Raw genomic sequence first — 23,289 nt, 5'->3', positions numbered from 1 at the left:
TGCCGTGGCCGGCGGCGGTGCGGCTCGCCGGTCGCGGCGGTCAATCGGTGAGGCGCACCGTGTTGCGCAGCGCGCCGATGCCTTCGATCGACGTCTCCAGCACGTCGCCGTCGGCCAGGAAACGCTGAGGGTCGCGGGCCGCGCCGACGCCGCCGGGCGTGCCGGTCAGCACCAGGTCGCCCGGGCGTAGCAGGGTGAACGAGGAGACGTACGCCAGCAGGTCGGCGGCGTCGAAGACCAGCGTCCTGGTGCTGGCGCGCTGCACCTGCTCGCCGTTGACCCGGCAGACCACCGCCAGCCCGGCCGCCGGGTCCACCTCGTCCGGGGTGACCACCTCCGGGCCGACCGGGCAGGACCCGTCCCAGGCCTTGCCCTGCAACCACTGCGTCGTCCGGTTCTGCCAGTCCCGCACCGAGACGTCGTTCGCCACCGTGTAGCCGGCGATCCCGGCCAGCGCCGTCGTCCGGTCGGCGCGGTGCAGTGGCGCGCCGACCACCACCGCGAGCTCCGCCTCCCAGTCGACCTGCAGGCCGCGCGGCAGCACCAGGTCGTCCTGCGGGCCGGTCAGGGTGTCGGCGAACTTCGCGAACAGCGTGGGGTGGGCCGGGAGTTCACGCCCCATCTCGCGGATGTGCTCGGTGTAGTTCAGCCCGCAGCAGAGCACCTTGGCGGGCGTGGGCAGCGGCAGCACCGGGACGGCGCCGGGGATCTCCGCGCCGGCCCGCACCGGGGCGCCGGCGCGGAGGAACGCCGACAGGTCGGGGGCCGGCAGCGCGTGCCAGACCTCCCCGTGCCGGACGGCGGCGCTGGTGCCGCCGCCCGGGCGGCCGACCGTTGCGAGACGCATGGGAGAGACCTCCACTTCGGCACCGCTGTCCGCCACCCGGTGCCGGGCGCGTTGTTTCAATGGTTCTGCGACCGTCACAGAACTGTCAATAGCTGCTACGGTGACGCACCGACGGCACCCGACCCGCAGGAGTCCTCCATGGCGAGCTACTCGGCCCCCGTTCCGGTCAACCCCGCGTCGCTGCCCGAGCCGCGCGGTTACTCGCACGGCACGCTCTGCGGCAACACCCTGCACCTCGGTGGCCAGACCGCCCTGGACCGGAACATGCGGATCGTCCCCGGCGGCATCGTCGAACAGTTCCGGCAGGCCTTCGGCAACGTCCTCGCCACCCTCGCCGAGGCGGGCGGCCGTCCGCAGGACCTGGTCAGCATCACCCTCTACCTCACCGACATCCCCGACTACCAGGCGCACGGCAAGCAGATCGGCGAGGTCTGGCGCGAGCTCGCCGGCCCGGTCTACCCGGCGATGGCCGGCATCGGCACCACCGCGCTGTGGCAGCCCGAGGCGGTGATCGAGATCCTCGGCGTCGCGGTGATCCCGGACGAGCGGCTGATCCGCCCGGAGTCGTCCTGATCTGTCACGGTCGATCGATATTCGGGACACGGCAACGCCGAAGGGCGGTGGCGCGCAGGGGAGGGGATTCCCTGCGCGCCACCGCCCTCCGGCGGGTCGCGGGTGGAGCGTCGTCAGCCGGCGAAGGCCGCCGTGCCGTGCGGGGTGCCAAGCCCGGTCGGGCCGTCGTAGCCGGTGGTGGCGGTGCACAGGTAGCTCGGCGAGCAGCTGCCGTTGGAGCCGGTGGTGACGTCGTACAGGGAGCCGGTGTGCGCGTACGGGAACGAGGACGGGTAGGAGCCGGTGGACGGCGTCCCCGCCAGCGCGTACACGCTCGCGATGATCGGCGAGGAGGCGCTGGTACCGCCGTACACCGCCCAGCCGCTGCCGCCGTACGTCTGGTAGACGGCGACGCCGGTGGCCGGGTCGGCGACCGCCGAGACGTCGGCTATGGCGCGCTTGGCGCAGCCGGTGTCCTTCTGCCAGGTCGGCTTGGCGTCGTAGGCCGAGCAGCCGGATCCGGTGCCCTCGGTGGAGCTGGTGTACCAGACCGACTCGCCCCAGCCGCGGGTGCTGGAGTTGCGGCTCAGCGAGGTGCCGCCGACCGCGGTGACGTACTTCGAGGCGGCCGGGTACTGCGCGCCGTACGCGCTGTCGCCGGAGGAGACCGTGATGGCCACGCCCGGGTGGTTGAAGTACGAGCTGTCGTACGAGGTGTCGGACGAGGACTCGCCGCCGCCGTAGCTGTTGGACACGTACTTGGCGCCCAGCGCGACCGCCTCGTTCACCGACTTGCCGAGGTTGGCCATGGTCGCGCTGGTCGCCTCGACCAGGATGACGCGCGCGTTCGGCGCGACCGCCGAGACCATGTCCAGGTCGAGCGAAATCTCGCCCGCCCAGCCGGAGTTGGGGCTCGGCAGCGAGGAGCCGCCGGTCTGGTTGACCTTCTTGAAGCAGCCGTTCGCGGTGGTGCAGGCCGGCAGGCCGTACTGTGCGCGGTAGACCGCCATGTCGGCCTCGGCGTTCGGGTCGTCGTACGCGTCGACGATCGCGATGGTGGCGCCCGCGCCACCGTTCGCCGGCAGGTTGTACGCACTCGTCAGGTCCGACGGGCCGTAGCCGGACGGGGTCGCGTTCGGCGTGACGCCGAGGGCGTGGACGTGCTGGGCCGCGTTGGTGACCTTCAGCGCGTGGCAGCCCATGGTGTCGCCCTTGGCGAGCGTGTCGCACGCCCGCACCCAGGACACCCCGCCCTTGCTGTACGTGGTGGGCGCGGACCGGGCGTCGGCCGGCGAGGCCGCGGCCAGGCCGGTGAACGCGGTGAGGGCGAGCGCGGCGGCACTGATGAGGGTGGGCGCGGTGGGGGTACGCAAGGAACTGCCTCCAGGGGTCGGAGCACAACGGAGAGGCCGCCGGCGGCGGACGGGCCGAACACGCGGCGGGGCAGGCAGGAGCGGCAGCATGACTGGGGGCACCGGGGCTCCTGCACCGGGGGTGATCGCACGGTTGAGCCGTCACCGACGCTAGTGATGGTGTCCCGTCAACTGCAATGAGCGGCAAGGAGATTGGACCCGTCCTTTACCGCTCGGGGGTCCCAGGTGACGGTTCCTCCATACACAGAACCGCGGAGGTAAAGGACGCCTGTGTTTCTCATCCGGGAACTGGAGCTCCACCGACGGCCGGGCGCTGCTGATGGTCACCCCGGACAAGTCCCCCACCCCGGTCGAGTACACCCTCCAGGGCCTGGCCGGGAACTCGGCGACCGGCCAAGCCGGCACCCTGGTGCCGGCCGTGATCCGGGGCACCGGCCTGACGGTGGGCAGACGGATCAACCTGGAGAACAGCTCCACGAGCAGCCGGAATCCGGTCTGGCCGCAGTCGGTGAACGCCGACGGCACCGCACTGAACGTGCTGGTCGACACCAGGAACCTGGCACCCGGCCACTACGACCTGGTGCGCGACGGCATGGGCTACACCCAGGGCCAGCCCTCGCCGGGCTACGTCCCGAACGCGTTCGAGGTCACCGCGGCCGACAACCCCGCCAAGTCCCGCTTCGTGCCACTCGACCCGGCCCGTCTGCTGGACACCCGTGACGGCACCGGCGCCCCCAAGGCCCGGGTCGGCGCGGGCCAGAGCGTCGGCCTGCGGGTGGCGGGCGTCAAGGGCGTCCCGGCGGACGGCGTCACCGCCGTGGTGATGAACCTGACGGCCGCGTCGCCGACGGCGACCGGCTGGATCACCGTTCACGCCGACGGACGGCCGCTGCCCGCCACGTCGAACCTCAACTTCACCGCGGGCCGGACCGTCGCCAACCTGGTGACCGTCCCCGTGGTGAACGGCAAGGTCGACCTGCGCAACAGCGCCGGCACCGTCGACCTGATCGCCGACGTCGCCGGCTACTACTCGGCGACCGGCACCAGCACGTTCTCCCCGGCCACCCCGCAGCGGCTGCTCGACACCCGCGACGGGACCGGCGCCCGGCAGGGCGCCGTCGGCGCGGGCGGCCTCGTCAGCGTCCAGGTCGGCGGCGTCGGCGGCGTCCCGTACGGCGCGACCGCCGTGCTGCTGAACGTCACGGTCACCAACCCGACCGACACCGGCTACCTGACCGCCTACCCGCACGGCACCGACCGCCCCGGCACCTCCAGCCTCAACTGGACGCCGGGCCAGACGGTTTCGCACCAGGTCCTGGTCCCGGTGGTCGACGGCCGGGTGGTGTTCTACAACTCCACCGGGACGGTGAACGTCACCGCCGACCTGACCGGCTGGTTCACCGCCTGACCGACCGACAGCACCCCGCGGGCCGCCGACGCACCCAGCGCCGGCGGCCCGTGGGCGTTACAGGTCCCGGAAGATCCGGTAGCCGGTCTGGATGAAGCGGCCGTCCAGCCGGGGGCCCGCGTTGGTCAACGCGGCCAGGGCGGTGCCGCGCCGGGGGCAGAAGGCGATGAAGGAGGTGCAGCCGCGGGTGCCGCCGGAGTGGAAGAGGACATCGCCGTCGGGGGTCGGGCGCAGGTTCCAGACCAGGCAGATCCGGTCCGTGGAGCGGGGTTTGACCAGGCGGGGCCGCTGGACGTCGCGCAGCGCGGCGGTCAGGGCAGTGGTGGGGGCGGCGGCCGGGTCGAGGTGGACGGTGAGGTAGCGCAGCAGGTCCCGGGCGGTGGAGCGGACGGCGCCGGCGCCCGGCAGGGCGGGGATCTGCCAGGGTGGCAGGGGGCGTTGGCGGAAGTGCCCGACGGCGGCGCCGGGTTCGCAGTCGGTGCCGGTGAGTCCGAGCGGGGCGCTGATCCGGGAGGTGAGCAGCGCCGGGTACGAAGTGCCGGCCCGTTCGGCGAGCGTCCGGCCGAGCAGGCCCACGCCGTAGTTGGAGTAGTGCACCCGGTCACCGGGCGGATTGCGCAGGCGGGTTCGGTCCATCGCCCGGTCCAACTCGGCGACGGAATACGCCGCGTACGGGTTGGTGAACCAGGCGGGCAGCGCCGAGCGCCGCAGGCCGGGCGGCAGGCGGGGGAGTCCGGAGGTGTGGGTGGCCAGGTGGAGGAAGGTGAGCGGCACGTCCGCGACGGTGACGGTGTCCCGGTGCCGGACCTCGCCGCGGGCGGCCAGTTCGGCGAGCAGCAGGGCGGTGAACGTCTTGCTCACCGAGCCGAGTTCGAAGCCGGTGTCCGGTGTCACGGGCTCGCCGGAGCTGCCGTCGGTCCGGCCGTGGCAGAGCAGCCGCTCGCCGTCGGGGCAGACGACGGCGAGGGCGACGGCCGCGCCGCGCGGCACGGTGCGGGTCAGGGTGGCGAGCTGCGGATCCACCGGGCGCACCGGACTCGCCGGGTTCACCGGACTCACCGGGTTCACCGCGCTCACCGGAGCGCGCGGGCGAGAGTGAGGGTGCCGGCCAGCACGCCGACCACGGCGGTGTGCTCGTTGTCCTTGAACGCCCGCTCGGGGTCCTCGTCGACCGGGTCCAGGTCGCGCGGCAGCAGACCGTCCGCGCGCTGGGCGGCGACCAGCTGCTCCCAGTTCTGCGGGTCGCAGACCGGCTCGGGCAGGCAGGCGTCCACGATCAGCAGTTCGCCGAGCAGGTCCCACTGCCCGGTCTCCCGCCAGATGTCGGCCCACACCGGCAGCCAGGCGGCCAGGTACTCGCGCAGCGGTGCGGGCAGCCGTTCGGGCAGCGCACCCCAGTCGGTGAGGTGGAAGACGGTGTGGGTGACGCTGTAGCCGGTCGTCCAGTCGATCGCCCAGGGTTCGGGGCGGGCGCCCAGCCAGGTCGCCGCGGCGAGCGCGTCCCAGTCGGGGCGGCTCCCCAGCCCGATCACGTGCCGGGCGTTGGCGATGGCCAGGCGCCGGTTCGGCATCGTCTCCACGGCGTGCGTGGCGCGCAGCCCGTCGAGGCCGGACAGCAGTTCGTCCAGCGCCGGGTGCCGGTAGCCGGAACGGTGGAAGTGCAGGTACGTCTCCAGCGGGTCGCTGAGCAGCATGTGCCGGAACTGCCGTTCGTACAGCAGCTCGCCCTGGCGCAGCTGCTGCCAGCCGAAGTCCAGCAGCACCCGGGCGCGTTCGCGTTCGGTGGGGCCGGAGACGGTCTCGCGCAGCACCAGGGAGGCGGCCAGGGCGCATTCGCCGATCGGCTTGTACGCGTTGTCGGGGTCGGAGAGGTCGGCGCCCCCGTCGGGCGGCAGGGCGCCGTGGCCCTGCTCGTGCGCGGTGTGCAGCCACTCCAGCGCGCGGGTGGCCAACCGGTGGGCGTCCCCGAGCACGGCCGGGTTCATCCGGCGGCCAGGTGTGCGGCGACGGTGAGGTCGAGGGCGCTGCGCGCGGTGCCGTCGCCGGTCAGCGCCAACTGGCGCAGCAGCGGCGGGAGTTCCAGCGTGGACGGGGTGCCGGTGCGGTGCAGCCAGGCCAGCCAGCGGACCAGTCGGGCGGAGGTGCGGTGGTCGCGCCGCAGCACGGCGCGGGCGGCGCCGCGGGCGAGCGCGAGCGGGTGCTCCCGGGCGCGTTGGTGCACCGGGCCGTCCAGGGTCGGCAGGGCCAGGCAGGAGAGCTGCGCCATCCGCACCGACCAGTGCTGCCAGCCGTCCTCGCCGGGGTCGGGGGGCGGGGGCGGGGTGGGGGCCGACACGGGGTAGCCGGCCCGGGTGAGGAGCTCGGCGGTGGCCCGGTCGCGCCAGGTGTGGATCCCGGACTCGTCGGAGGGGAATACCCGGAACGCCTCGGCGACGATCTCGGTGGTCTCCGGCGGGGTCGGGGCGCCGGTGAGCAGGGCCGGGGCGAAGACGTCCGGGCCCAGCACGCGGACGCCGGCCAGCAGGGCCTGCGGCTCCGGCGCGGCGGGAGCAGGGGTGGGAGGAGCCGCGCCCTCGGCGCCGGTGAGGGCGTCGAGGGTGCGGCCTGCCGCCCACTCGGTCGCGGCAGCGAACTCCCGCTGGGGCGATTCGGCGAACGGCATAGGTGGACCACTTTCTTCCGATGATTCCGATCTGATGCCGGGTCGGTGCTACTTCTTCTCCTTGGGACCCTTCGGGGAGAGCAACAGGGCGAGCAGCAGCAGGCCGATGGCCTCGGGGCGGTACAGCGGCGCGTCGCTGACCGGCGACTCGTCCTCGGTCATCAGCGCCTTGACGGTGCCGAGTTCGGGCGCCGTGGCGCGGTGCGGAGCAAGCACGGTCTGGGCAAGCATCGGATACGCCTCCTTGGGGAAGGACGGACGTCATCGTCGGATCGACGATGTCCTTCCCCCACGCTAGGCGGGCTCCTGGAGCGACGCATGTGGAGTCCTGGCCGCCCGGAAGTGTCATGTCCGGGGCATGATTATGTGTCATGGTCGCGGCAAGCGGGAGGGTGGCCGTCGGGCGGGCGATCGGGGGAGCGGTCGCCCCCTCGTCGCCCGGGATTCCAGGCGACGCTGCTCGTGCTCGGCGCGGCTCGCCGTCGCCCGCGCATCCCGGCGGGCGTGGGTCGGCAGCATCGGCGCCGACCGGCCCGTCACGGCCGGCGGACCGGCGTGCCGAGGGCCTGCGGCGCGAGTGCGCGCAGCAGGCCCTCGAAGTCGGGTGCTGTCCTGTCGCCAAGTGTCAGTCGGAGAACAGCACTTGACGCACCTCCACGCCCAGGCCGGGAATCGCGGCGTCCGGGATCTGCGCCGCCAGCTCGACCGCCCGCTCCTCGTTCTCGCAGTCCACCAGGTAGAAGCCGCCCAGGAACTCCTTCGCCGCCAGGAACGGACCGTCCGTCACCACCGGCTGCCCGCCCCGCACCGACACCACCACCGACTGCGACGGGTCCGCCAGCGCCTGGGTGAGGATCAGCTCGCCGGAGTCCTTCAGCGCCTGGATGAACCGGCCGTGGCCGCTGCCGAGCCCGGCCTTCTCCTCGTCCGTCAGCGCGTCCAGCACCGCCGGGTCGATGTGCAGGCCGATCAGGAACTTCATCTCGCACTCCTCGTCGCTCGCGGGCCCCGGCCGGGGCCCCGCCCGTTGGTCGGAGCCGCCGACGCCGTCCTGACATCCCCGCCGGGAAAACTCCGCGAGATTTCCGGCTCCCTCCGGCGGCGGGATGTCAAGAACCGCGCCTCCGCTCCGACCGGACGACGGAACAGTCGAGAGAAAGAGGAGCGTTCGAACATGCGAGTCGACCGGGCACGGTGGGGGCTGGCCCTGCTCATGCTGCCGACACTGATCGTCGCGATGGACGTGACGGCACTGCTACTCGCCCTCCCGCGGCTCAGCGCCGACCTGGGGGCGGACAACGTCGAACAGCTGTGGATCAGCGACAGCTACGGACTTGTGGTGGCCGGCCTGGTCATCACCATGGGCACCCTCGGCGACCGGATCGGCCGCCGGCGGCTGCTGCTCACCGGCGCGGCCGCGTTCGCCGTGCTCTCGGTGGTGGCCGCGTTCGCCGTCGATCCGCTGATGCTGATCGTGGTCCGGGCCCTGCTGGGCGTCGCCGGCGCGACGCTCGCCCCGTCCACGCTGTCGCTGATCACCAACATGTTCCGCGACGAGCGGGAACGCGGCCGGGCCATCGCGGTCTGGGCCACCGGCCAGTTCGCCGGCGGCGCGCTCGGGCCGGTGCTCGCCGGAGTGCTGCTCCAGCACTTCTGGTGGGGCTCGGTGTTCCTGATCGCCGTCCCGCCGATGGTGCTGCTGCTGGCCGCCGGGCCCGCGCTGCTCCCGGAGTTCCGCAGCGACCGGGCCGGCCGGCTGGACCCGGTCGGCGTCGGGCTGTCGCTGGCCGCGATGCTGCTGCTGGTGTACGGCGTCAAGCAGCTGGCCGTGGACGGCATCGCGGGCGGCTCGTCGCTCGGGCCGGCGGTCGCGCTGCTCGTCGGCGCGGTGCTCGGGCTGCTCTTCGTCCGCCGCCAACTACGGGTCGAGGAACCGCTGTTGGACCTGCGACTGCTGCGCAGCCGGCCGTTCGCGGCCGTCCTGGTCGGGCTGGTGCTGGCCGGTGTCGCGATGGCCGGCACCGGCCTGCTGGTCACCCAGTACCTGCAGAACGTGCTGGACCACTCGCCGGCCGTCTCGGCTGCGCTGTTCGCGCCCATGGGCCTCGGCGTCGCCGTCGGCACCATGACCGCGCCCGCGCTGGCCCGCCGGATGAAGCAGACCACCGCGATCGCCGGCGGCCTGGCCTGCTCCGCGCTCGGCGGGCTGCTGCTGGCCGCCGTCGACGGCTCGCTGGTGCTGGTGATGACCGGCATCACCGTGCTGGCCCTCGGCACCGGCCCGCTGTTCGCCCTCGGCACCGGCCTGGTCCTCGGCTCCGTCCCGCCGGAGCGGGCCGGCTCGGCGGCCTCGATGTCGGAGACCGGCAACTACCTCGGCGGTTCGCTCGGCTTCGCCCTGCTGGGCGTGCTGGCCGCCGTCGTCTACCGCCACCGCATGGACGGCGCCTCCGACTCGTTGGCCGGCGCGGTGGTCACGGCCCGCGAACTCCCCGCCGAGCAGGGCGCGGTGTTCCTCCAGCACGCCAGGGAGGCCTTCACCGGCGCGCTGCACGTCACCGGGTTCGCGGCCGCCGGGATCTTCGCCGTGCTGGTCGTTCTGGTTCTGACTATGCGTCAATCCAAGGTAGTGGCACCGGAGATGGAGTTGGAAGCGAGTCGCGGGTAACGCGAGGCGCCGGGCAGTCGGCTTCGACTGCCCGGCACCGGTTGGGCGGCGCTGCGCGGCTACAGGTCCCGGAAGGTGCTGAAGGCGGAGGCGATACGGCTCTGGAAGGCGTGGGTGACGGTGCCGGAGGCGGTCTTGCCGAAGACCTCCAGCCGGCCGTCCTGGCTCTCGCCCGCCACCGGGTTCGTCGCCAGTGCGCCGCCGAGCGAGCTCCAGGAGGTGGTCCAGGTGCTGTTCGGCGCCACCTGGTGGAGGTTCCACACGGTGCCGTCGGCCTTGCGGGCGAACATCTCCAGGTTGCCGTTGCGGCAGAGCACGACGGCGGGGTCGCCGACGAAGCCGTCGCCGGCGAAGGTCGCCCAGTTCGACCAGGTGCTGTTCGGCGCGACCTGCCAGCTGGTGGTGATCCGGCCGTCGGCGGTGCGGGCGAAGATCTCCTGGGAGCCGTTCTGGCCGATCCCGATCACCGGGTCGGAGACGACGTTGCCGCCGTGGTCGAACCAGCTCGTCGTGAAGGTGCTGTTCGGCTTCACCTGCCACCGGGACATGATGTGCCCGTTCGTGGTGCGGGCGTACACCTCAAGGCTGCCGTTGGCGCCGTAGGCCACGGTGGGGTTGCCGACGAAGTCGGCGCCGTCGAAGGTCAGCCAGTCGTGCCAGGCGCCGTTCGGCGTGTCCTGCCAGCTGGTGGTGATCCGGCCGTCGGGGGTGCGGCCGAAGATCTGCTGGCGGCCGTCCTCGTTGGCGGCGACCGCGAGTTCGGAGGCGACGTTGCCGCCGTGGTTGAACCAGCCGGACCAGGTGCTGTTCGGCTTCACCTGCCACCTGGACACGACGCTGCCGTCCGTGGTGCGGGCGAAGATCTCCTGGGCGCCGTTGGTGCCGCGGCCCAGCACCGGGGTGCCCGCCACGTTCGCCGCGTTCGGGATGGCGGTCCAGTTCGACCAGGTGCTGTTCGGGTTCACCTGGTACTTGGTCCGCACCCCGCCGTTGCCGTCGTTGTCGATGAACTCCAGCGTCTGGTTGGCGTTCATGCCGAGGTGGGGCCGGCCGATCAGCTGGCGCTCGTAGTTGGTCACCGGGCTGTCGACGATCTTGTTGTAGCGGCGGGCCTGGTAGTTGCTGTTGGGCCAGCCGTCGATCGTCCCGTCGTTGATGGAGGCGTTCGTCACCTTCTTCACCGGGTCGGTACCGAAGGAGTAGTAGCTGAAGTGGATGTGGTCGCTCGCCCAGGCGTTGAAGATGATGACGTGGTTCGTGGTGTCGAGGAGGATGTCGCCGGGCAACAGGTCCTGGCGGTCGATCGAGGTGGACAGCTGCGACAGGGTCCTGGTCGAGTCGTCGCTGTTGAGGTGCCACGCCATGTCGACGTAGCCGGAGCAGTCACGGCGGTAGTTCCGGTCGCCGGTGGGGCCGGGCGAGTAGCCGCCCTGGTCGTAGGGGCCGGGCTGGTTGTCGACCCAGTACTGGGCCCGTTCGATCACCTCGGAGCGGCTGATGGGGCCGCCGAGGTCGGAGACGAACGCGGCCTGGGCGGGCCCGGAGACGGTGATCAGCAGGCCGGCGGTCACGGCGGTGACGGCGAGCAGACTGAGGAGGCGTCGGAGCAACCTGATCATGACGAGAGAGCTCTCTTCCGTTTCTTCGAAGGACTCGTGGGGGCAGCGCGGCCGCACCGACGGGCCGGGACCCGAACGGGGCATGCGCGGAACAGCGGCCCTGCGGAACGCAGGCCGTGCGAGAGGAAGGAAGGACGGGGCGCGGCAGGCAGGCGCGCAGGCCCGTCGCTACTCGGCGAGGCGCCAGTCGCGCAGCTCGTCCGAGGTGTCGAGTGCCCGCGCGCAGATGGATCGTGCGCTCCGGCGGGCGGCGGTCTCCTCGGCGGCGAGGAGGAACAGAGCCACGCCGATCCGGCCGGGTGCGACCCGCACCCGCACGTGCTCCAGGCGGTCGTCCGCCAGGGCCTGGCGCCACAGGTGGCCGGTAAGCCACTGGGGAGCGACCACCAGGGCGGACGGACCGACGAGTTGACTCAGCGTCAGGCGCAGGATCGGCTTGTCGGTCATCAGCCCCAGCCGAACCCGTTGTCGGAGTCGCCGGAACCGGCGCGGAGCGCGAGCGAACCGACGGTGGCGGGGGACAGCTGGGCGACGCTGGACATGGACGGACTCCATTCATGGGTGCGGTGGACGGACGTCGGACGATCGCGACTCCCGGCCCCGGATCCCCGGGGCGGCGCTTCCGACATGCATCAGCCTGCCGAACCGGCGCCGCGCTGTCAGCGGTCCGCGCCTGGCCCCAACGGGCCTGACCCCAACGGGACAGGCATGGGGCAGTCTTGCCCGGGGCTTTACCGCTGGGCAGACTGGTCCGACAATGGTTTGAGCACCTACCGCGGGGGGCGGCAGAATGCTTGAGTTACTCGGTCTCTCCGGCCTGGCCGAGCGTCTCTACCAGGCGGTCCTCACCGATCCGGCGCGCAGCGTGGCCATGCTGGCCCACGACACCGGAATGACGGACCGGCAGATACGCTCCGCGCTCGACGAGTTGGCGGACCTGGCGCTGGTCAGACCCTCCGCCGCCGCGGACGGGACGCTGCGGCCGGTCAGCCCGGCGGTCGGCCTGTCGGCGCTGCTGGCCGCCGCCGAGGACGAGGCCGCCGCCCGGCAGCGGCAGATCGAGGCGACCCGGGCGGCGATCGCCGCACTCGCGGCCGAGCACGAGGAGCAGCGCCAGCACCGCGCGGAGCCGGCGGTCCGACTCGACGGGATCGACGCCGTCCGGGGCCGCCTGGAGGAGCTCGCCGCGAACGCCGTGACGGAGTGCCTGTCGCTCAACCCGGGCGGCGCGGACCGGCCCGACGCGCGGGCGGCCTCCGCGCAGCTCAACGAACAGGCGCTGCGCCGGGGCGTCGGCATCAGGGCGATCTGCCGGGAGAGCTTCCGCAACGACCCCGACACGCTGGCCCACGCGCGCTGGCTGACGGACCTCGGCGGCGAGATGCGGACCGTCCCGATCGTGCCGACACCGCTGGTGATCGTCGACCGCAGGGTCGTCATCGTCCCGCTCGACCCGGCCGACCCGCGGCAGGGCGCGCTGGAGCTGGACAGCCCCGGCATGCTGTCCGTCGCCTGCGCGCTGTTCGACCAACTCTGGTCCGCGGCAACCCCGTTCGGCTCCTCCGTCACGGTGGACGGGCAGGGCCTCACTTCGGCCGAGCGCACCCTGCTGGAGCTGGCCGCGGCCGGCCACACCGACGAGGCGGCCGGCCGCAAGCTCGGCGTCTCCGGCCGCACCGTCAAACGCCAGATGGCCGACCTGATGGCCCGGTTGGACGCCGACAGCCGCTTCCAGGCCGGAGTGCGGGCCGCCCACCGCGGCTGGCTCTGAGCGGCGGAAGCGTGCCGTGGCGGTTCACTCCGCCAGCAGGACGGCGACGCCGGTGACCCGGTCCGCGGCGAGGTCCGCGAGGGCGGCGTCGGCGCGGTGCATCGGATAGCGGTTGACCCGGACGGTCGGGCGGACGTGCGCCGCCTCGGTGAGGAACGCGTGGCCGTCGGCGCGGGTGTTGGCGGTGACGCTGCGCAAGGTGCGCTCCTGGAACAGATGTTGCTGGTAGTTCAGGGCGGGGATGTCGGTGAGGTGGATGCCGGCGACCGAGAGGGTGCCGCCGCGGTCAAGTGCCGCCAGGGCGACCGGCACCAGCTCGCCGACCGGGGCGAACAGGATCGCGGCGTCCAGCGGCTCGGGCGGCGGGTCGTAGGAGTCGCCGGCGAAGCCCGCGCCCAGCTCCCGGGCCAGCTCGCGCGCCGCCGCGCCGCGGGTGAACACCGCCAGCCGGGCGCCCCGGGCCAGCGCCAGCTGGGCCGTCAGGTGGGCGGACGCGCCGAAACCGTAGATGCCGAGGAGACCGCCCGGCGGCAACTCGGCCCGGGCCAGGGCGCGGTGGCCGATGATCCCCGCGCACAGCAGCGGCGCGAGCTCCTCGGCGGGCGGGCCCTCCGGCAGGCGGTAGGCGAAACGGGCGTCCGCCGTGACGAACCCCGCGTAGCCGCCGTGCCGGTCCCAGCCGGTGTACGTCGACCCCGGGCACAGGTTCTCCCGCCCGCTGCGGCAGTACCGGCAGCGCCCGCACACCCCGGCCAGCCAGGCCACCCCCGCCCGGTCGCCGACCGCGAACTCCCGTACCCCCGCACCCGCCGACGTCACCCGGCCCACCACCTCGTGGCCGGGCGTGCAGCGCGGCACCCTCGGCGGCAGGTCCCCCTCGGCGAGGTGCAGGTCCGTCCGGCACACCCCGCACGCCTCCACCTCGACCAGGATCTCCGTCTCGCCGGGGACGGGCGGCGGCCGCCGCTCCCACACCAGCGGCCCGGGCCCGGCGTCCACCGGCCCCGGGCGGGCCACCACCCAGGCGCCGTCCCGCACGGTACGCATGCGTCCTCCCGGCTGTCGGATCCTCCCTTCAGCGTGCTCCGACCCCGCGGAGGGGACGAGTCGGCCCGGCGACCCGGGCCTGTTGTCGGGCCGAATAGGGCCGACCGGACCATGCGGCGGCACCACCGTCCCCGAAAAGCTGGGGGAGAACAGGGCCAGGACGTGTGGCGAGGAGGCGGGCGGCATTGCATGCGCATCCGCAGCAACGGAAGAACCCACTGAGGCGGAGCAGTGACCGCCTGCAATGGTGGGCGGCGCGAACGCTGCTGCTGGTGGCGATCGGCGGAGTCCCCGCGGCGATCGCCGTCGGCCTCGCGGTCCACCAGGACCAGGCCCGGGTCGTCCGGGAGGAGAGCACCGACCGGCACCCGGTGACGGCACAACTCGTCGCGGACGTCCCGGCCGCGGTCGGCATCACCACGACCCGCGCCGCCGTCGCCTGGAACTCCGACGGCGCCGACCACCTGGCGAGCGCGGTCGTCCCCTCCGGGCAGCGGGCCGGCACCCCGGTGCAGATCTGGGTGGACGACCGCAGCCGGGTCGTCCCGCAACCGGCCGGCACCGGCGAAGCGATCGCGGTCGCGGCGACCGCCGCACTCCTCACCGTCACCGCCGTACCGCTGCTCAGCATGCTCACCTGGAAGGGCACCCTGCACCTCCTGAACCGCCGCCGCTACGCGGGCTGGGACGCGGAGTGGCAGCAGATCGAACCGCAGTGGACGCGACGCCAGCCGAGTTGACTGCCCGGTGGGGCGGTGGCGTCGGCCGAGCCGAGCTGATCCGCTCGGGCATGCGCGGCAGTGGCGTCGACCGGCGAGGTGGCCCGGGGCGGGTTGCAGGGCGTTCGGTCGGCTGTGCCCGTGGGGTGGGGTGGGCGGATGCTGGGAGGCGGAGCTTTGGGAGGCCGTCATGGAGAATCAGCCCGCCCCGATGCCGCGGCCGGGGTTGCTCACGTTTCTGGGCGGGGTCGGTACCGTCACCGGGAGCAAGTTCCTGGTGGAGACCGACCATGCCCGGGTCATGATCGACTGCGGGCTGTTCCAGGGGTTGGCCGAGCTGCGGCGGCGCAACCGGCGGTCGCTGCCGCTCGATCCCAGGGACGTGCACTGCGTGGTGCTCACGCATGCGCACCTGGACCACTGCGGCTACCTGCCCAGGCTGGTCGCGGACGGGTTCCGGGGGCCGGTCTTCACCACCCCGTACACGGCCCGGATCGCCGAGCTGATCCTGCGGGACAGCGCCCACCTGCTGCAGGAGGACGCCGACCACGCCAACCGGCACGGCTGGTCCAAGCACCGGCCCGCGCTGCCGCTGTACACCGAGGAGGACGTGGAGCGGGCGCTGGCGCTGTTCGACCCCGTCGCGCACCACGCGGAGATCGAGATCGCGGACCGGACGGTGCTGCGCCTGCACCCCGCCGGGCACATCCTCGGCTCGTCCTGGGTGCACCTCACCCTGGAGGACGGCCACACCCTCGCGGCCAGCGGCGACCTCGGCCGCCCCGTCCACCCGCTGCTGAACCCGCCCGACCCGTTCACCGGCGCCGACGTGCTGCTGATGGAGTCCACCTACGGCAACCGTCGGCACGAGGAGACCGCCGCCCGCGCGCAGTTCGCCAACGCGCTCGACCGGACGCTGGCCCGCGGCGGCACCGTCGTCATCCCGTCCTTCGCCGTCGACCGCACCGAAGTGGTGCTGCACCAGCTCGCCGAACTCCGCCGCGCCGGGCGGCTGCCGATCAGCGCCCCCGTGCACGTGGACAGCCCGATGGCGCTCGCCACGCTGCGGATCTACCAGGACGCGTTCGCCGACCGGGCCCCCGAGTTGCGGCCCGAGGTGCTCGCCCGCGGTGAGGCCGCGATCAGCCCGGAGCCGTTCCGGCCGGTCCGCTCGCCGGCGGAGTCGCGGCAGCTGGAGCAGTCGCACCTGCCGTCGATCCTGGTGTCGGCGTCCGGCATGGCCACCGGCGGGCGCGTCGTGCACCACCTGCACCGGCTGCTGCCCGACCCCCGCAACACCGTGGTCGTGGTCGGCTACGCCGCCGCGGGCACCCGCGCCCGCGACCTGGTCGACGGGGCCCGGGTGCTGAAGATGTACGGCGGTTACGTGCCCGTCCGGGCGGAGGTCGTCGACGTCCCCGCGTTCTCGGCGCACGCGGACGCCGCCGAGATCGTCGACTGGCTGCGCCCGGCCCCCGCGCCGTCCGCGACCTACCTGGTGCACGGCGAACCCGAGGGCGCGCAGGCGCTGCGCGACCGGATCGACCGCGAACTCGGGTGGACGGCCGTGGTGCCGCGCTCGGGCGAACGGGTGCTGGTGCGCTGAGACTCGCTCCCCGGCGGGGCGGGCCGCGGGTCAGGGCCGGAACAGGGCGACCTTGAGCGCGCCGGTGCCCGCCGCGTCGGCGAACACGTCGTACGCCTCCGGCATCTGGTCCAGGGCGAAGCGGTGCGTGACCAGTCCGCCCGTCGCCAGTCGGCCGGCCGCGAGCAGGTCCAGCAGCAGCGGGGTGGTGCGGGTGTCGACCAGGCCCGTGGTGACGGTGACGTTCCTGATCCACAGCTCCTCCAGGTGCAGCACGGCGGGCCTGCCGTGCACTCCGACGTTGGCCACCCGGCCGCCCGGACGCACCAGCCGGGTGCACAGCTCGAAGGTGTCGGGGACGCCGACCGCCTCGATCGCCACGTCGACGCCGAGCCCGTCGGGGGAGAGCGCGCGCACCGGCTGCTCCGCGCCGTCCTCGGCGTGCAGCACCTCGTCCGCGCCGGCCCGTTCGGCCGCGGCCAGCCGGCTCGCCACCAGGTCGACGGCGACGATCCGGCGCGGGCTGTACAGCCGCGCGGTGGCGATCGCGGCCAGCCCGATCGGGCCTGCGCCGACGATCGCGACGGTGTCGCCGGGGCCCACCCGGCCGTTCAGCACGCCGACCTCGTACGCGGTCGGCAGGATGTCGGCGAACATCAGCGCCGTCTCGTCGTCGACGCCGTCCGGCAGCCTGTGCAGCGAGCTGTCGGCGAACGGGGTGCGCACGTACTCGGCCTGGGTGCCGTCGACCAGGTGCCCGAGGATCCACCCGCCGCCGCCCGTGCACTGGCCGTACGTGCCGTGCCGGCAGTACCCGCAGCGGCCGCAGGCGGAGATGCACGAGACCAGCACCCGGTCGCCCACGGCGATCGTGCGCACCGCGCTGCCGGTCTCGACGACCGTGCCGACCGCCTCGTGTCCGAGCACCCGGCCCTCGGTGACCTCGGGCACGTCGCCCCCCAGGATGTGCAGGTCGGTGCCGCAGATGGTGACGGCGTCCACCCGGACCACCGCGTCCTCGGGGTCGCGGACCACCGGATCGGGGACCTCGTCCCAGGTGCGGCGGCCGGGCCCGTGGTAGGTCAGCGCCTTCATCGCTCTCACTCCCTGCGCGGTTTCGGCTCCGTCCACCAGCCTCCCCGGTGTCCGCCCGCCCCGCCGCCCGGCGCGACAGCGGCGGCCGGTCGGTGGGCACACTGGAGAACGGGCCCCGGCGCGCGAACGGAGGTGAGCCGTGGAACCCGACCCTCCCCACCGGCCGTCCGACGCCGCCCGCGGCTGTCCGATGCCCGATCCGTGGCGGCTGCGCTACACCGGGTACGCGCCCGCCGAGGAAGGGCTACGGGAGGCATTGTGCGCCGTCGGCAACGGCTACCTGGTCACCCGGGGCGCGGCCCCCGAGGCGGTGGCGGGCGGCGAGCACTACCCCGGCACCTACCTGGCGGGCTGCTACGACCGCGCCGACTCCGAGGTCGGCGGGCGGGTGTTCACCCACGAGGACCTGGTGAACTGCCCGAACTGGCTGCCCGTCACCTTCCGCTGCGAGGGCGCCGAGTGGTTCACCGGGCCGCCCGTCGAGCAGGAACTCGAACTCGACCTGCGGCAGGGCGTGTTGACCCGCCGGGCGGTGTGCGTGGACGGCGTCGGGCGGCGCACCCGGCTGGTCCAGCGCCGGATCGCCAGCCAGGCCAGCCCGCACCTCGCCGCGCTGGAGACCGTGCTCACCGCCGAGAACTGGTCCGGCCGGCTCGAAGTCCGCTCCGCCCTCGACGGCACCGTCACCAACGCGGGCGTGCCCCGGTACGCCGGCCTGGCCGACCGCCACCTCACCCCGCTGCGCCAGGAGGCCTGCCCGGACGGAGAGTTGTGGCTGGAGGTGGCCACCGGGCCCGGCCGGCGGATCGCGCTCGCCGCCCGGCACCGGGTGCGGGCCGGCGGCCGGCCCGTCGAGGCCGAGGTCCGGACGCGGGCCCGCCCGGGCCTGGTGACGCAGACCCTGGCGCTGGACGTCACCCCGGGCCGGCCCGTCACCGTCGACAAGGTGGTCGCCGTCCACACCTCGCACGACCCGGCCACCGGCGACCCGCTGGAGGCCGCCCGGCAACTCGCCGCCGAGGCCGCGGACTTCGACCGGCTGCTGGCCGAACACGCGCTGCGCTGGGAGCAGTTGTGGGAGCGCCTGAGGATCGACGCCGACTTCCCCGGCCTCGGCCCGCTGCACCTCGACCTGTTCCACCTGCTGCAGACCTGCTCCGAGCACTCCGCCGACCTCGACGTCGGCATCCCCGCCCGCGGCCTGCACGGCGAGGCGTACCGCGGCCACGTCTTCTGGGACGAGCTGTTCGTGCTGCGGGTGCTGAACCTGCGCCTCCCCGAACTCGCCCGCGCGGTGCTGCGCTACCGCCGGCGTCGGCTCGACGCCGCCCGGCGGGCCGCCCGCGCCGAGGGCCGGCGCGGCGCGAGCTACCCGTGGCAGAGCGGGAGCGACGGGCAGGAGCAGTCGCCGCAGGTCCACCTCAACCCGCTGTCCGGTCGCTGGCTGCCCGACCACACCCACTTGCAGCGGCACATCGGCTCGGCGGTCGCCTACAACATCTGGGAGTACTACCGGGCCACCGGCGACCTCGACTTCCTCGCCGATGCCGGCGCCGAACCCCTGCTGGAGATCGCCCGCTACTGGGCCTCGGCCGCCGCCCACGACCCGGGCCGCGACCGCTGGTCGATCCGCGGCGTCCTCGGACCGGACGAGTACCACGACGCCTACCCGTGGGCGCAGGGGCCCGGGCTGGACGACAACGCCTACACCAACGTGCTCGCCTCCTGGGTGCTGGCCCGCGCCCGGGACGCGCTGCGCGTCCTGCCCGAGCGCCGGCGCGGCGAACTGACCGAGCGCCTCGCGCTGGACGCCGCGGAGCCGGAGCGCTGGCAGGAGATCGGCCGCCGGCTGCACGTGCCGTTCCACGACGGGGTGATCAGCCAGTTCGACGGCTACCAGCGGCTCGCCGAACTCGACTGGGAGACCTACCGCCGGCGCTACCCGGACCTGCGCCGCCTCGACCGGATCCTGGAGGCCGAGGGCGACACCGTCAACCGGTACCGGGCGTCCAAGCAGGCCGACGTGCTGATGCTCTGGTACCTGTTCTCCGCCGGTGAGGTGCGCGACCTGCTGCGCCGCCTCGGCCACCCCGCGGGGTACGAGCTGATGCGCCGCACCGTCTCCTACTACCTGGACCGCACCGTGCACGGCTCGACGCTCAGCTCCGTGGTGCACGCCTGGGTGCTGACCCGCTGCGACCGCCGGGCCTCCTGGCGGCACTTCCGCGACGCGCTCACCGCCGACCTGGTGGACGCCCAGGGCGGCACCACCCGGGAGGGCGTCCACCTCGGGGCGATGGCCGGCGCCGCCGACCTGCTGCAACGCTGCTACACCGGGCTGGAGTTGCGCGAGGACGCGCTGTGGCTGGACCCGCAGCTGCCGTGCGCGCTCGGCAGCCTCGACCTGGACGTGCGCTACCGCGGCCACCGGGACGTGCGGATCCGCGTCGACCGGCACAGCGTCACCGTCGCCCTGGGCGCCGACGCCGAGCGGCCGGTGCGGGTCGGGGTGCGCAGCACCGCCGTCGCGCTGCGGCCGGGGGAGAGCCACAAATTCGCCCTCTGACTTTCCGTGAATGATCTGACGGGTAGTAATTCCTATCGCAGGATGGCCACTTCAATTCTGAACGGCTATTTCCGGGATTCCCTTTCCGGTACTCTCTGTCCGAACGGCGTGGAATTCACGAGTCGATTCGACAGGCCTGCCCGCGTCCGGGCGGGCGAAGGTGGGCGAGCGCATGAACGCTTCCGCGGCTGGGCAGACGCAGGCGGGCGACCGGACGACGAATGCGGGCGGAATCCTGCTGTCGGTCTTCGCGCCGGAGGCCCGCGAGAACCCGTACGCCCCGCTGGCCGAACTGCGCCGCCTCGCGCCGGTGCTCCACCACGAGGAGCTGGACACCCGCTTCCTGACCGGGTTCGCCGACTGCCAGGCCGCCCTGTCGAGCCCGGCCTTCGCGGTGCCCGACCGGCAGTGGCTGGAGCGGGAGCGCCCCGAGTGGCTGGCCCACCCGGCGGCGGACTACTTCTACACCTCGCTGCTCGGCACCAACGGCCCCGCCCACGAACGGCTGCGCGGCCCGCTGGTGCGGGCGTTCGGCCCCCGGCGGATGGGCGCGCTGTCGGCGGCGGTGGAGAAGACCGTCGACGAACTGCTGGACCGTTTCGCCGACGCGACCTCCGACGGCGGCGCCGCGGACTTCCAGGACCTGGTCGGATATCCGCTGCCGGTCGCCGTGGTGGGTGGACTGATCGGAGTGCCGCCCGCCGATCAGGAACACTTCCACCGGCTCGGACGCGACGCCGCGCGCCTGCTGGAACCGGTGCGCTCCGACGAGGACTGGCGGCTCGCCGACCGGGCGGTGACGGCGCTGCGAGAGTACTTCGCCCGCCTGCTGGACGAACGGCGCGCCCGACCGGCCGAGGACCTCGCCACCGCGCTGCTCGCCCAGGCCGCCGCCGGAAAAGCCGAATCCGCCGAAGCCACCGAAACCGCCGTGAACGCCGAACGCCCGCTCACCGAACAGGAGTTGGCGGACACCCTGGTGCTGGTCTTCGTCGCCGGGTTCGAGACCACCGCCGGACTGCTCGGCCTCTCGGTGCACGCCCTGCTCACCCACCCCGAGCAGGCGGCGCAGCTCCGCGCCGACCCCGGCCTGCTGCCCGGAGCGGTCGAGGAGTCGCTGCGCTGGGACGGGCCGGTGCTGATGACCGAACGGCTCGCCACCCGGCCGACCGAGGTCGGCGGTGTCACCGTCCCCGCCGGAGGCAGCGTCACCACCGTGCTCGGCGCCGCCAACCGCGACCCTCGGCGCTACCCGGACCCGGACGCGTTCCTGGTCCGCCGACCCGAGCGCCACGTGCTGAGCTTCGGCGCCGGTCCGCACTACTGCTTCGGCGCGGCACTGGCCAGGCTCGAAGGCGCGGCGCTGCTGGGCCGGCTGCTCACCCGCTTCCCCCGGCTCGCCCAGGCCGGGCCGCCGGTGCGGCGCGCCTCGGCCTGCCTGCGCTCGTTCGACGCGCTGCCGCTGGCGGCGACCGGCTGACGGCCGCCCGCCGAACGCGCCGTACCGCCCCTCCCCGAAGGACGTGCCCGTGAACTTCCTGCACCGCGAACGCGCCGAACTCGAGTCGCTCATGCCCGGGTTGGACCAGGCGCTCGCCCGCCACCCGCTGGCGGCGCTGGAACAGACGCCCAGCCCGGCGATCGAGGAGTTCAAGATCGCCGGCGGCCCCGGGCTGCTGGTGCCCGCCGCCCACTGCGGCGCGGGCGCGAGCGCCCTGCAGGCCGTCCGGGTGCAGCGCGCCGTCGGCGCCCGCTGCCCCTCCCTTGCGGTGGCCACCACCATGCACCACTTCTCCATCGCGGGCCTGGTCGAGGCCGCCAAGTACGGCAACGGCCTGGAAGGGCTGCTGCTGGAGGCCATCGCCAAGGAGCGGATGCTGGTGGCGTCCGGCTTCGCCGAGGGCCGGCCCGGCCAGAACATCCTCACCCCGCACATCACCGCCGAGCGGCGCGGCGACCGGATCGTGCTGAACGGCAGCAAGATGCCGTGCAGCCTGTCCCGCTCGATGGACCTGCTGACAGCCTCCGTCGCCCTCACCGGCCCGGACGGCGTCGAGCGGCTGGCCGTCGCGCTGATCCCCGCCGCCAGCCCCGGCGTCACCGTCCGCCCGTTCTGGGGCACGCCCATCCTGGCCGGCGCCGAGAGCGACGAAGTCCGGCTCACCGACGTCGAGTTGGACCCGAGCATGGTGGTGGCGACCGAGGTCACCGCCGACGCCGTGCCCGACGCGCTCAACGTGGCGGGCTTCCTCTGGTTCGAAGTGCTGCTGACCGCCGGCTACCTCGGCATGGCGAGCGCCCTGGTCGAACGGGTCCTGCAACGCCAGGGCGGCGGCGAGGACGACCCGACGCCCTACCTCGTCCCCGTCGAGGCCGCGATGCTCGCCGTCGAGGCCGTCGCCCGGGCCATGGCCGACGAGGACTGGGACGAGGCCCTGCTGGTCCAGGCGCTGACCGCCCGGTACGCCGCGCAGGACGCCATCGCCCGCACCACCCGGGCCTGCCTCGCGGCGCTCGGCGGCATGGCCTTCATCGGCTCGCCCGACGGCTCCTACCTCGCCTCCGCCGCCGTCGGCCTGACCTTCCACCCACCGGCCCGCACCAGGATGGCCCGCCCACTGCGGGAGTTCCTGGACGGCCGCGCGCTGCGGATCGGCTGAGCCGATGGCACCGGCGGACGACGGCTACCGGGCCGAAGTACTGCGCAGCATCGACGAGTTGCCGCCCGGAGCCTGGGAGCGACTCACCCCCGCGGACGACCCGATGTGGTCCCGCGGCGTGTTCACCGCACTCGAACGCGGCCGGGTCGGGCCCGCGGGCTACGCCTACCTGACCCTCCGCAGGGAGGACGACGTGGTGGCCGTCCTGCCGCTCTGCCTGTTCCGCGACCTGATGCTCGACCGGATCGTCGGCCCCCACGAACGCCGCCTGCTCACCCCGCTGCGCCGCCTCGCGCCCCGACTGCTGCGGATGCCGATGCTGTTCTGCGGCCACCTGCTCGGCCAGGGCCACCTGCTGACCGCCCGCCCGCTCGACGCCCCGGCCGGCCGGGTGCTGGTCGACGCGGTGCTCGACTTCGCACGCCGCGAACGCCTGGGCACCGTGGTGTTCAAGGACTTCGCCGCCCCCGACCTCGGCCCGCTGCGCGCACCGCTCAGCGCCGCCGGCTTCTTCCTCGCCCCCGGCCTGCCCGACACCGAACTCGCTCTGACCGCCCGCACCTTCGACGACTACCTGACCGCCCTCCCCGCCAAGCCGCGGCGCAACGCCCGGGCCAAGATCCGCCGCTTCCGGGCCCACCCCGACCTGCGCATCGAAGTCCTCGCCGACTACACCCACCTGCTGCCCCAACTGCTCGGCCTCTACCGGCAGGTGAT

General features: G+C 73.7%; 21 protein-coding genes. 10 read left to right on the top strand and 11 right to left on the bottom strand.

The window, feature by feature from the left end; all coding sequences use genetic code 11:
* Positions 1–40: 40 nt before the first annotated feature.
* Positions 41–847, bottom strand: a complete 807-nt coding sequence (locus IEZ12_RS11340; protein ID WP_189271919.1) for a fumarylacetoacetate hydrolase family protein — start codon at positions 845–847, stop codon at positions 41–43.
* A gap of 138 nt (positions 848–985) precedes the next feature.
* On the opposite strand from IEZ12_RS11340, the gene IEZ12_RS11335 reads away from it, so the two are divergent.
* Positions 986–1,420, top strand: coding sequence for a RidA family protein (locus IEZ12_RS11335; protein ID WP_189271918.1), 435 nt, complete (start codon positions 986–988; stop codon positions 1,418–1,420).
* 113 nt (positions 1,421–1,533) lie between these two features.
* Here the strand turns inward: IEZ12_RS11335 and IEZ12_RS11330 are convergent, their stop codons facing one another.
* Positions 1,534–2,772, bottom strand: a complete 1,239-nt coding sequence (locus IEZ12_RS11330) for a S53 family peptidase (RefSeq protein ID WP_189271917.1) — start codon at positions 2,770–2,772, stop codon at positions 1,534–1,536.
* A gap of 319 nt (positions 2,773–3,091) precedes the next feature.
* Here IEZ12_RS11330 and IEZ12_RS11325 point away from each other — a divergent pair, with 319 nt between their 5' ends.
* Positions 3,092–4,180, top strand: a complete 1,089-nt coding sequence (locus IEZ12_RS11325; RefSeq protein ID WP_189271916.1) for a hypothetical protein — start codon at positions 3,092–3,094, stop codon at positions 4,178–4,180.
* Positions 4,181–4,237: 57 nt separating this feature from the next.
* On the opposite strand, the gene IEZ12_RS11320 is transcribed toward IEZ12_RS11325, so the two are convergent.
* The 5 genes from IEZ12_RS11320 to IEZ12_RS11300 form a co-directional block, all read right to left on the bottom strand.
* A complete protein-coding gene (locus IEZ12_RS11320; protein ID WP_229847440.1) occupies positions 4,238–5,203 on the bottom strand; it encodes a serine hydrolase domain-containing protein in 966 nt (321 codons plus the stop codon).
* Between the two features lie 50 nt (positions 5,204–5,253).
* Positions 5,254–6,165 carry a DUF6895 family protein gene (locus tag IEZ12_RS11315; protein WP_043907665.1) on the bottom strand — a complete coding sequence of 304 codons (912 nt, stop codon included), beginning with the start codon at positions 6,163–6,165 and terminating at the stop codon, positions 5,254–5,256.
* Complete coding sequence (locus tag IEZ12_RS11310) at positions 6,162–6,842, bottom strand: hypothetical protein (protein WP_189271915.1); 681 nt, start codon at positions 6,840–6,842, stop codon at positions 6,162–6,164. The genes IEZ12_RS11315 and IEZ12_RS11310 overlap by 4 nt, the downstream gene beginning before the upstream one ends.
* A 48-nt stretch (positions 6,843–6,890) precedes the next feature.
* Positions 6,891–7,073, bottom strand: coding sequence for a hypothetical protein (locus IEZ12_RS11305; RefSeq protein WP_043907663.1), 183 nt, complete (start codon positions 7,071–7,073; stop codon positions 6,891–6,893).
* 394 nt (positions 7,074–7,467) lie between these two features.
* A complete protein-coding gene (locus tag IEZ12_RS11300) occupies positions 7,468–7,824 on the bottom strand; it encodes a YciI family protein (protein ID WP_189271914.1) in 357 nt (118 codons plus the stop codon).
* A 192-nt stretch (positions 7,825–8,016) separates the two neighbouring features.
* On the opposite strand from IEZ12_RS11300, the gene IEZ12_RS11295 reads away from it, so the two are divergent.
* Positions 8,017–9,510: an MFS transporter gene (locus IEZ12_RS11295; RefSeq protein WP_189271913.1), complete on the top strand. Its 1,494-nt coding sequence runs from the start codon at positions 8,017–8,019 to the stop codon at positions 9,508–9,510.
* A 59-nt stretch (positions 9,511–9,569) separates the two neighbouring features.
* Here the strand turns inward: IEZ12_RS11295 and IEZ12_RS11290 are convergent, their stop codons facing one another.
* Both IEZ12_RS11290 and IEZ12_RS11285 read right to left on the bottom strand, forming a co-directional pair.
* The gene (locus IEZ12_RS11290; protein ID WP_189271912.1) at positions 9,570–11,129 is read right to left on the bottom strand and encodes a PLL family lectin; all 1,560 of its coding nucleotides are present in this window, start codon (positions 11,127–11,129) and stop codon (positions 9,570–9,572) included.
* 168 nt (positions 11,130–11,297) lie between these two features.
* Entirely contained in the window at positions 11,298–11,576 is a 279-nt protein-coding gene (locus IEZ12_RS11285; protein WP_189271911.1) for a hypothetical protein, read from the bottom strand.
* 343 nt (positions 11,577–11,919) lie between these two features.
* Here IEZ12_RS11285 and IEZ12_RS11280 point away from each other — a divergent pair, with 343 nt between their 5' ends.
* The gene (locus tag IEZ12_RS11280; RefSeq protein ID WP_189271910.1) at positions 11,920–12,900 is read left to right on the top strand and encodes a helix-turn-helix transcriptional regulator; all 981 of its coding nucleotides are present in this window, start codon (positions 11,920–11,922) and stop codon (positions 12,898–12,900) included.
* A 24-nt stretch (positions 12,901–12,924) separates the two neighbouring features.
* On the opposite strand, the gene IEZ12_RS11275 is transcribed toward IEZ12_RS11280, so the two are convergent.
* Positions 12,925–13,947, bottom strand: coding sequence for a zinc-dependent alcohol dehydrogenase family protein (locus tag IEZ12_RS11275; RefSeq protein WP_189271909.1), 1,023 nt, complete (start codon positions 13,945–13,947; stop codon positions 12,925–12,927).
* Between the two features lie 164 nt (positions 13,948–14,111).
* On the opposite strand from IEZ12_RS11275, the gene IEZ12_RS11270 reads away from it, so the two are divergent.
* Both IEZ12_RS11270 and IEZ12_RS11265 read left to right on the top strand, forming a co-directional pair.
* A complete protein-coding gene (locus IEZ12_RS11270) occupies positions 14,112–14,687 on the top strand; it encodes an Rv1733c family protein (RefSeq protein WP_444542890.1) in 576 nt (191 codons plus the stop codon).
* Positions 14,688–14,856: 169 nt separating this feature from the next.
* Entirely contained in the window at positions 14,857–16,272 is a 1,416-nt protein-coding gene (locus IEZ12_RS11265; RefSeq protein ID WP_229847439.1) for an MBL fold metallo-hydrolase RNA specificity domain-containing protein, read from the top strand.
* A 30-nt stretch (positions 16,273–16,302) separates the two neighbouring features.
* On the opposite strand, the gene IEZ12_RS11260 is transcribed toward IEZ12_RS11265, so the two are convergent.
* The gene (locus IEZ12_RS11260; protein ID WP_189271907.1) at positions 16,303–17,346 is read right to left on the bottom strand and encodes a zinc-dependent alcohol dehydrogenase family protein; all 1,044 of its coding nucleotides are present in this window, start codon (positions 17,344–17,346) and stop codon (positions 16,303–16,305) included.
* Between the two features lie 190 nt (positions 17,347–17,536).
* On the opposite strand from IEZ12_RS11260, the gene IEZ12_RS11255 reads away from it, so the two are divergent.
* The 4 genes from IEZ12_RS11255 to IEZ12_RS38205 all read left to right on the top strand — a co-directional run.
* Entirely contained in the window at positions 17,537–19,912 is a 2,376-nt protein-coding gene (locus IEZ12_RS11255) for a glycoside hydrolase family 65 protein (protein WP_189272088.1), read from the top strand.
* A gap of 172 nt (positions 19,913–20,084) precedes the next feature.
* Positions 20,085–21,392, top strand: coding sequence for a cytochrome P450 (locus IEZ12_RS11250; protein WP_189271906.1), 1,308 nt, complete (start codon positions 20,085–20,087; stop codon positions 21,390–21,392).
* Between the two features lie 49 nt (positions 21,393–21,441).
* Positions 21,442–22,572 carry an acyl-CoA dehydrogenase family protein gene (locus IEZ12_RS11245; RefSeq protein ID WP_189271905.1) on the top strand — a complete coding sequence of 377 codons (1,131 nt, stop codon included), beginning with the start codon at positions 21,442–21,444 and terminating at the stop codon, positions 22,570–22,572.
* A gap of 4 nt (positions 22,573–22,576) precedes the next feature.
* Positions 22,577–23,289, top strand: a 713-nt coding sequence (locus IEZ12_RS38205) for a GNAT family N-acetyltransferase (protein WP_505744211.1), incomplete at its 3' end; no start/stop codon positions are given.

This window comes from Kitasatospora griseola, assembly GCF_014648555.1.
Taxonomy (GTDB): Bacteria; Actinomycetota; Actinomycetes; order Streptomycetales; family Streptomycetaceae; genus Kitasatospora; species Kitasatospora griseola.
The sequence above is the reverse complement of the archived record's forward strand: the minus strand, read 5'-3'. Positions and strand labels throughout refer to the sequence as shown.

Coding starts and splice junctions, on each gene's coding strand:
- IEZ12_RS11325 (WP_189271916.1), top strand. CDS start 3,092: ATGGTCACCCCGGACAAGTCCCCCACCCCGGTCGAGTACACCCTCCAG.
- IEZ12_RS11265 (WP_229847439.1), top strand. CDS start 14,857: ATGGAGAATCAGCCCGCCCCGATGCCGCGGCCGGGGTTGCTCACGTTT.
- IEZ12_RS11300 (WP_189271914.1), bottom strand. CDS start 7,824: ATGAAGTTCCTGATCGGCCTGCACATCGACCCGGCGGTGCTGGACGCG.
- IEZ12_RS11260 (WP_189271907.1), bottom strand. CDS start 17,346: ATGAAGGCGCTGACCTACCACGGGCCCGGCCGCCGCACCTGGGACGAG.
- IEZ12_RS11310 (WP_189271915.1), bottom strand. CDS start 6,842: ATGCCGTTCGCCGAATCGCCCCAGCGGGAGTTCGCTGCCGCGACCGAG.
- IEZ12_RS11305 (WP_043907663.1), bottom strand. CDS start 7,073: ATGCTTGCCCAGACCGTGCTTGCTCCGCACCGCGCCACGGCGCCCGAA.
- IEZ12_RS11255 (WP_189272088.1), top strand. CDS start 17,537: ATGCCCGATCCGTGGCGGCTGCGCTACACCGGGTACGCGCCCGCCGAG.
- IEZ12_RS11290 (WP_189271912.1), bottom strand. CDS start 11,129: ATGATCAGGTTGCTCCGACGCCTCCTCAGTCTGCTCGCCGTCACCGCC.
- IEZ12_RS11275 (WP_189271909.1), bottom strand. CDS start 13,947: ATGCGTACCGTGCGGGACGGCGCCTGGGTGGTGGCCCGCCCGGGGCCG.
- IEZ12_RS11295 (WP_189271913.1), top strand. CDS start 8,017: ATGCGAGTCGACCGGGCACGGTGGGGGCTGGCCCTGCTCATGCTGCCG.
- IEZ12_RS11285 (WP_189271911.1), bottom strand. CDS start 11,576: ATGACCGACAAGCCGATCCTGCGCCTGACGCTGAGTCAACTCGTCGGT.
- IEZ12_RS11250 (WP_189271906.1), top strand. CDS start 20,085: ATGAACGCTTCCGCGGCTGGGCAGACGCAGGCGGGCGACCGGACGACG.
- IEZ12_RS11340 (WP_189271919.1), bottom strand. CDS start 847: ATGCGTCTCGCAACGGTCGGCCGCCCGGGCGGCGGCACCAGCGCCGCC.
- IEZ12_RS11280 (WP_189271910.1), top strand. CDS start 11,920: ATGCTTGAGTTACTCGGTCTCTCCGGCCTGGCCGAGCGTCTCTACCAG.
- IEZ12_RS11335 (WP_189271918.1), top strand. CDS start 986: ATGGCGAGCTACTCGGCCCCCGTTCCGGTCAACCCCGCGTCGCTGCCC.
- IEZ12_RS11315 (WP_043907665.1), bottom strand. CDS start 6,165: ATGAACCCGGCCGTGCTCGGGGACGCCCACCGGTTGGCCACCCGCGCG.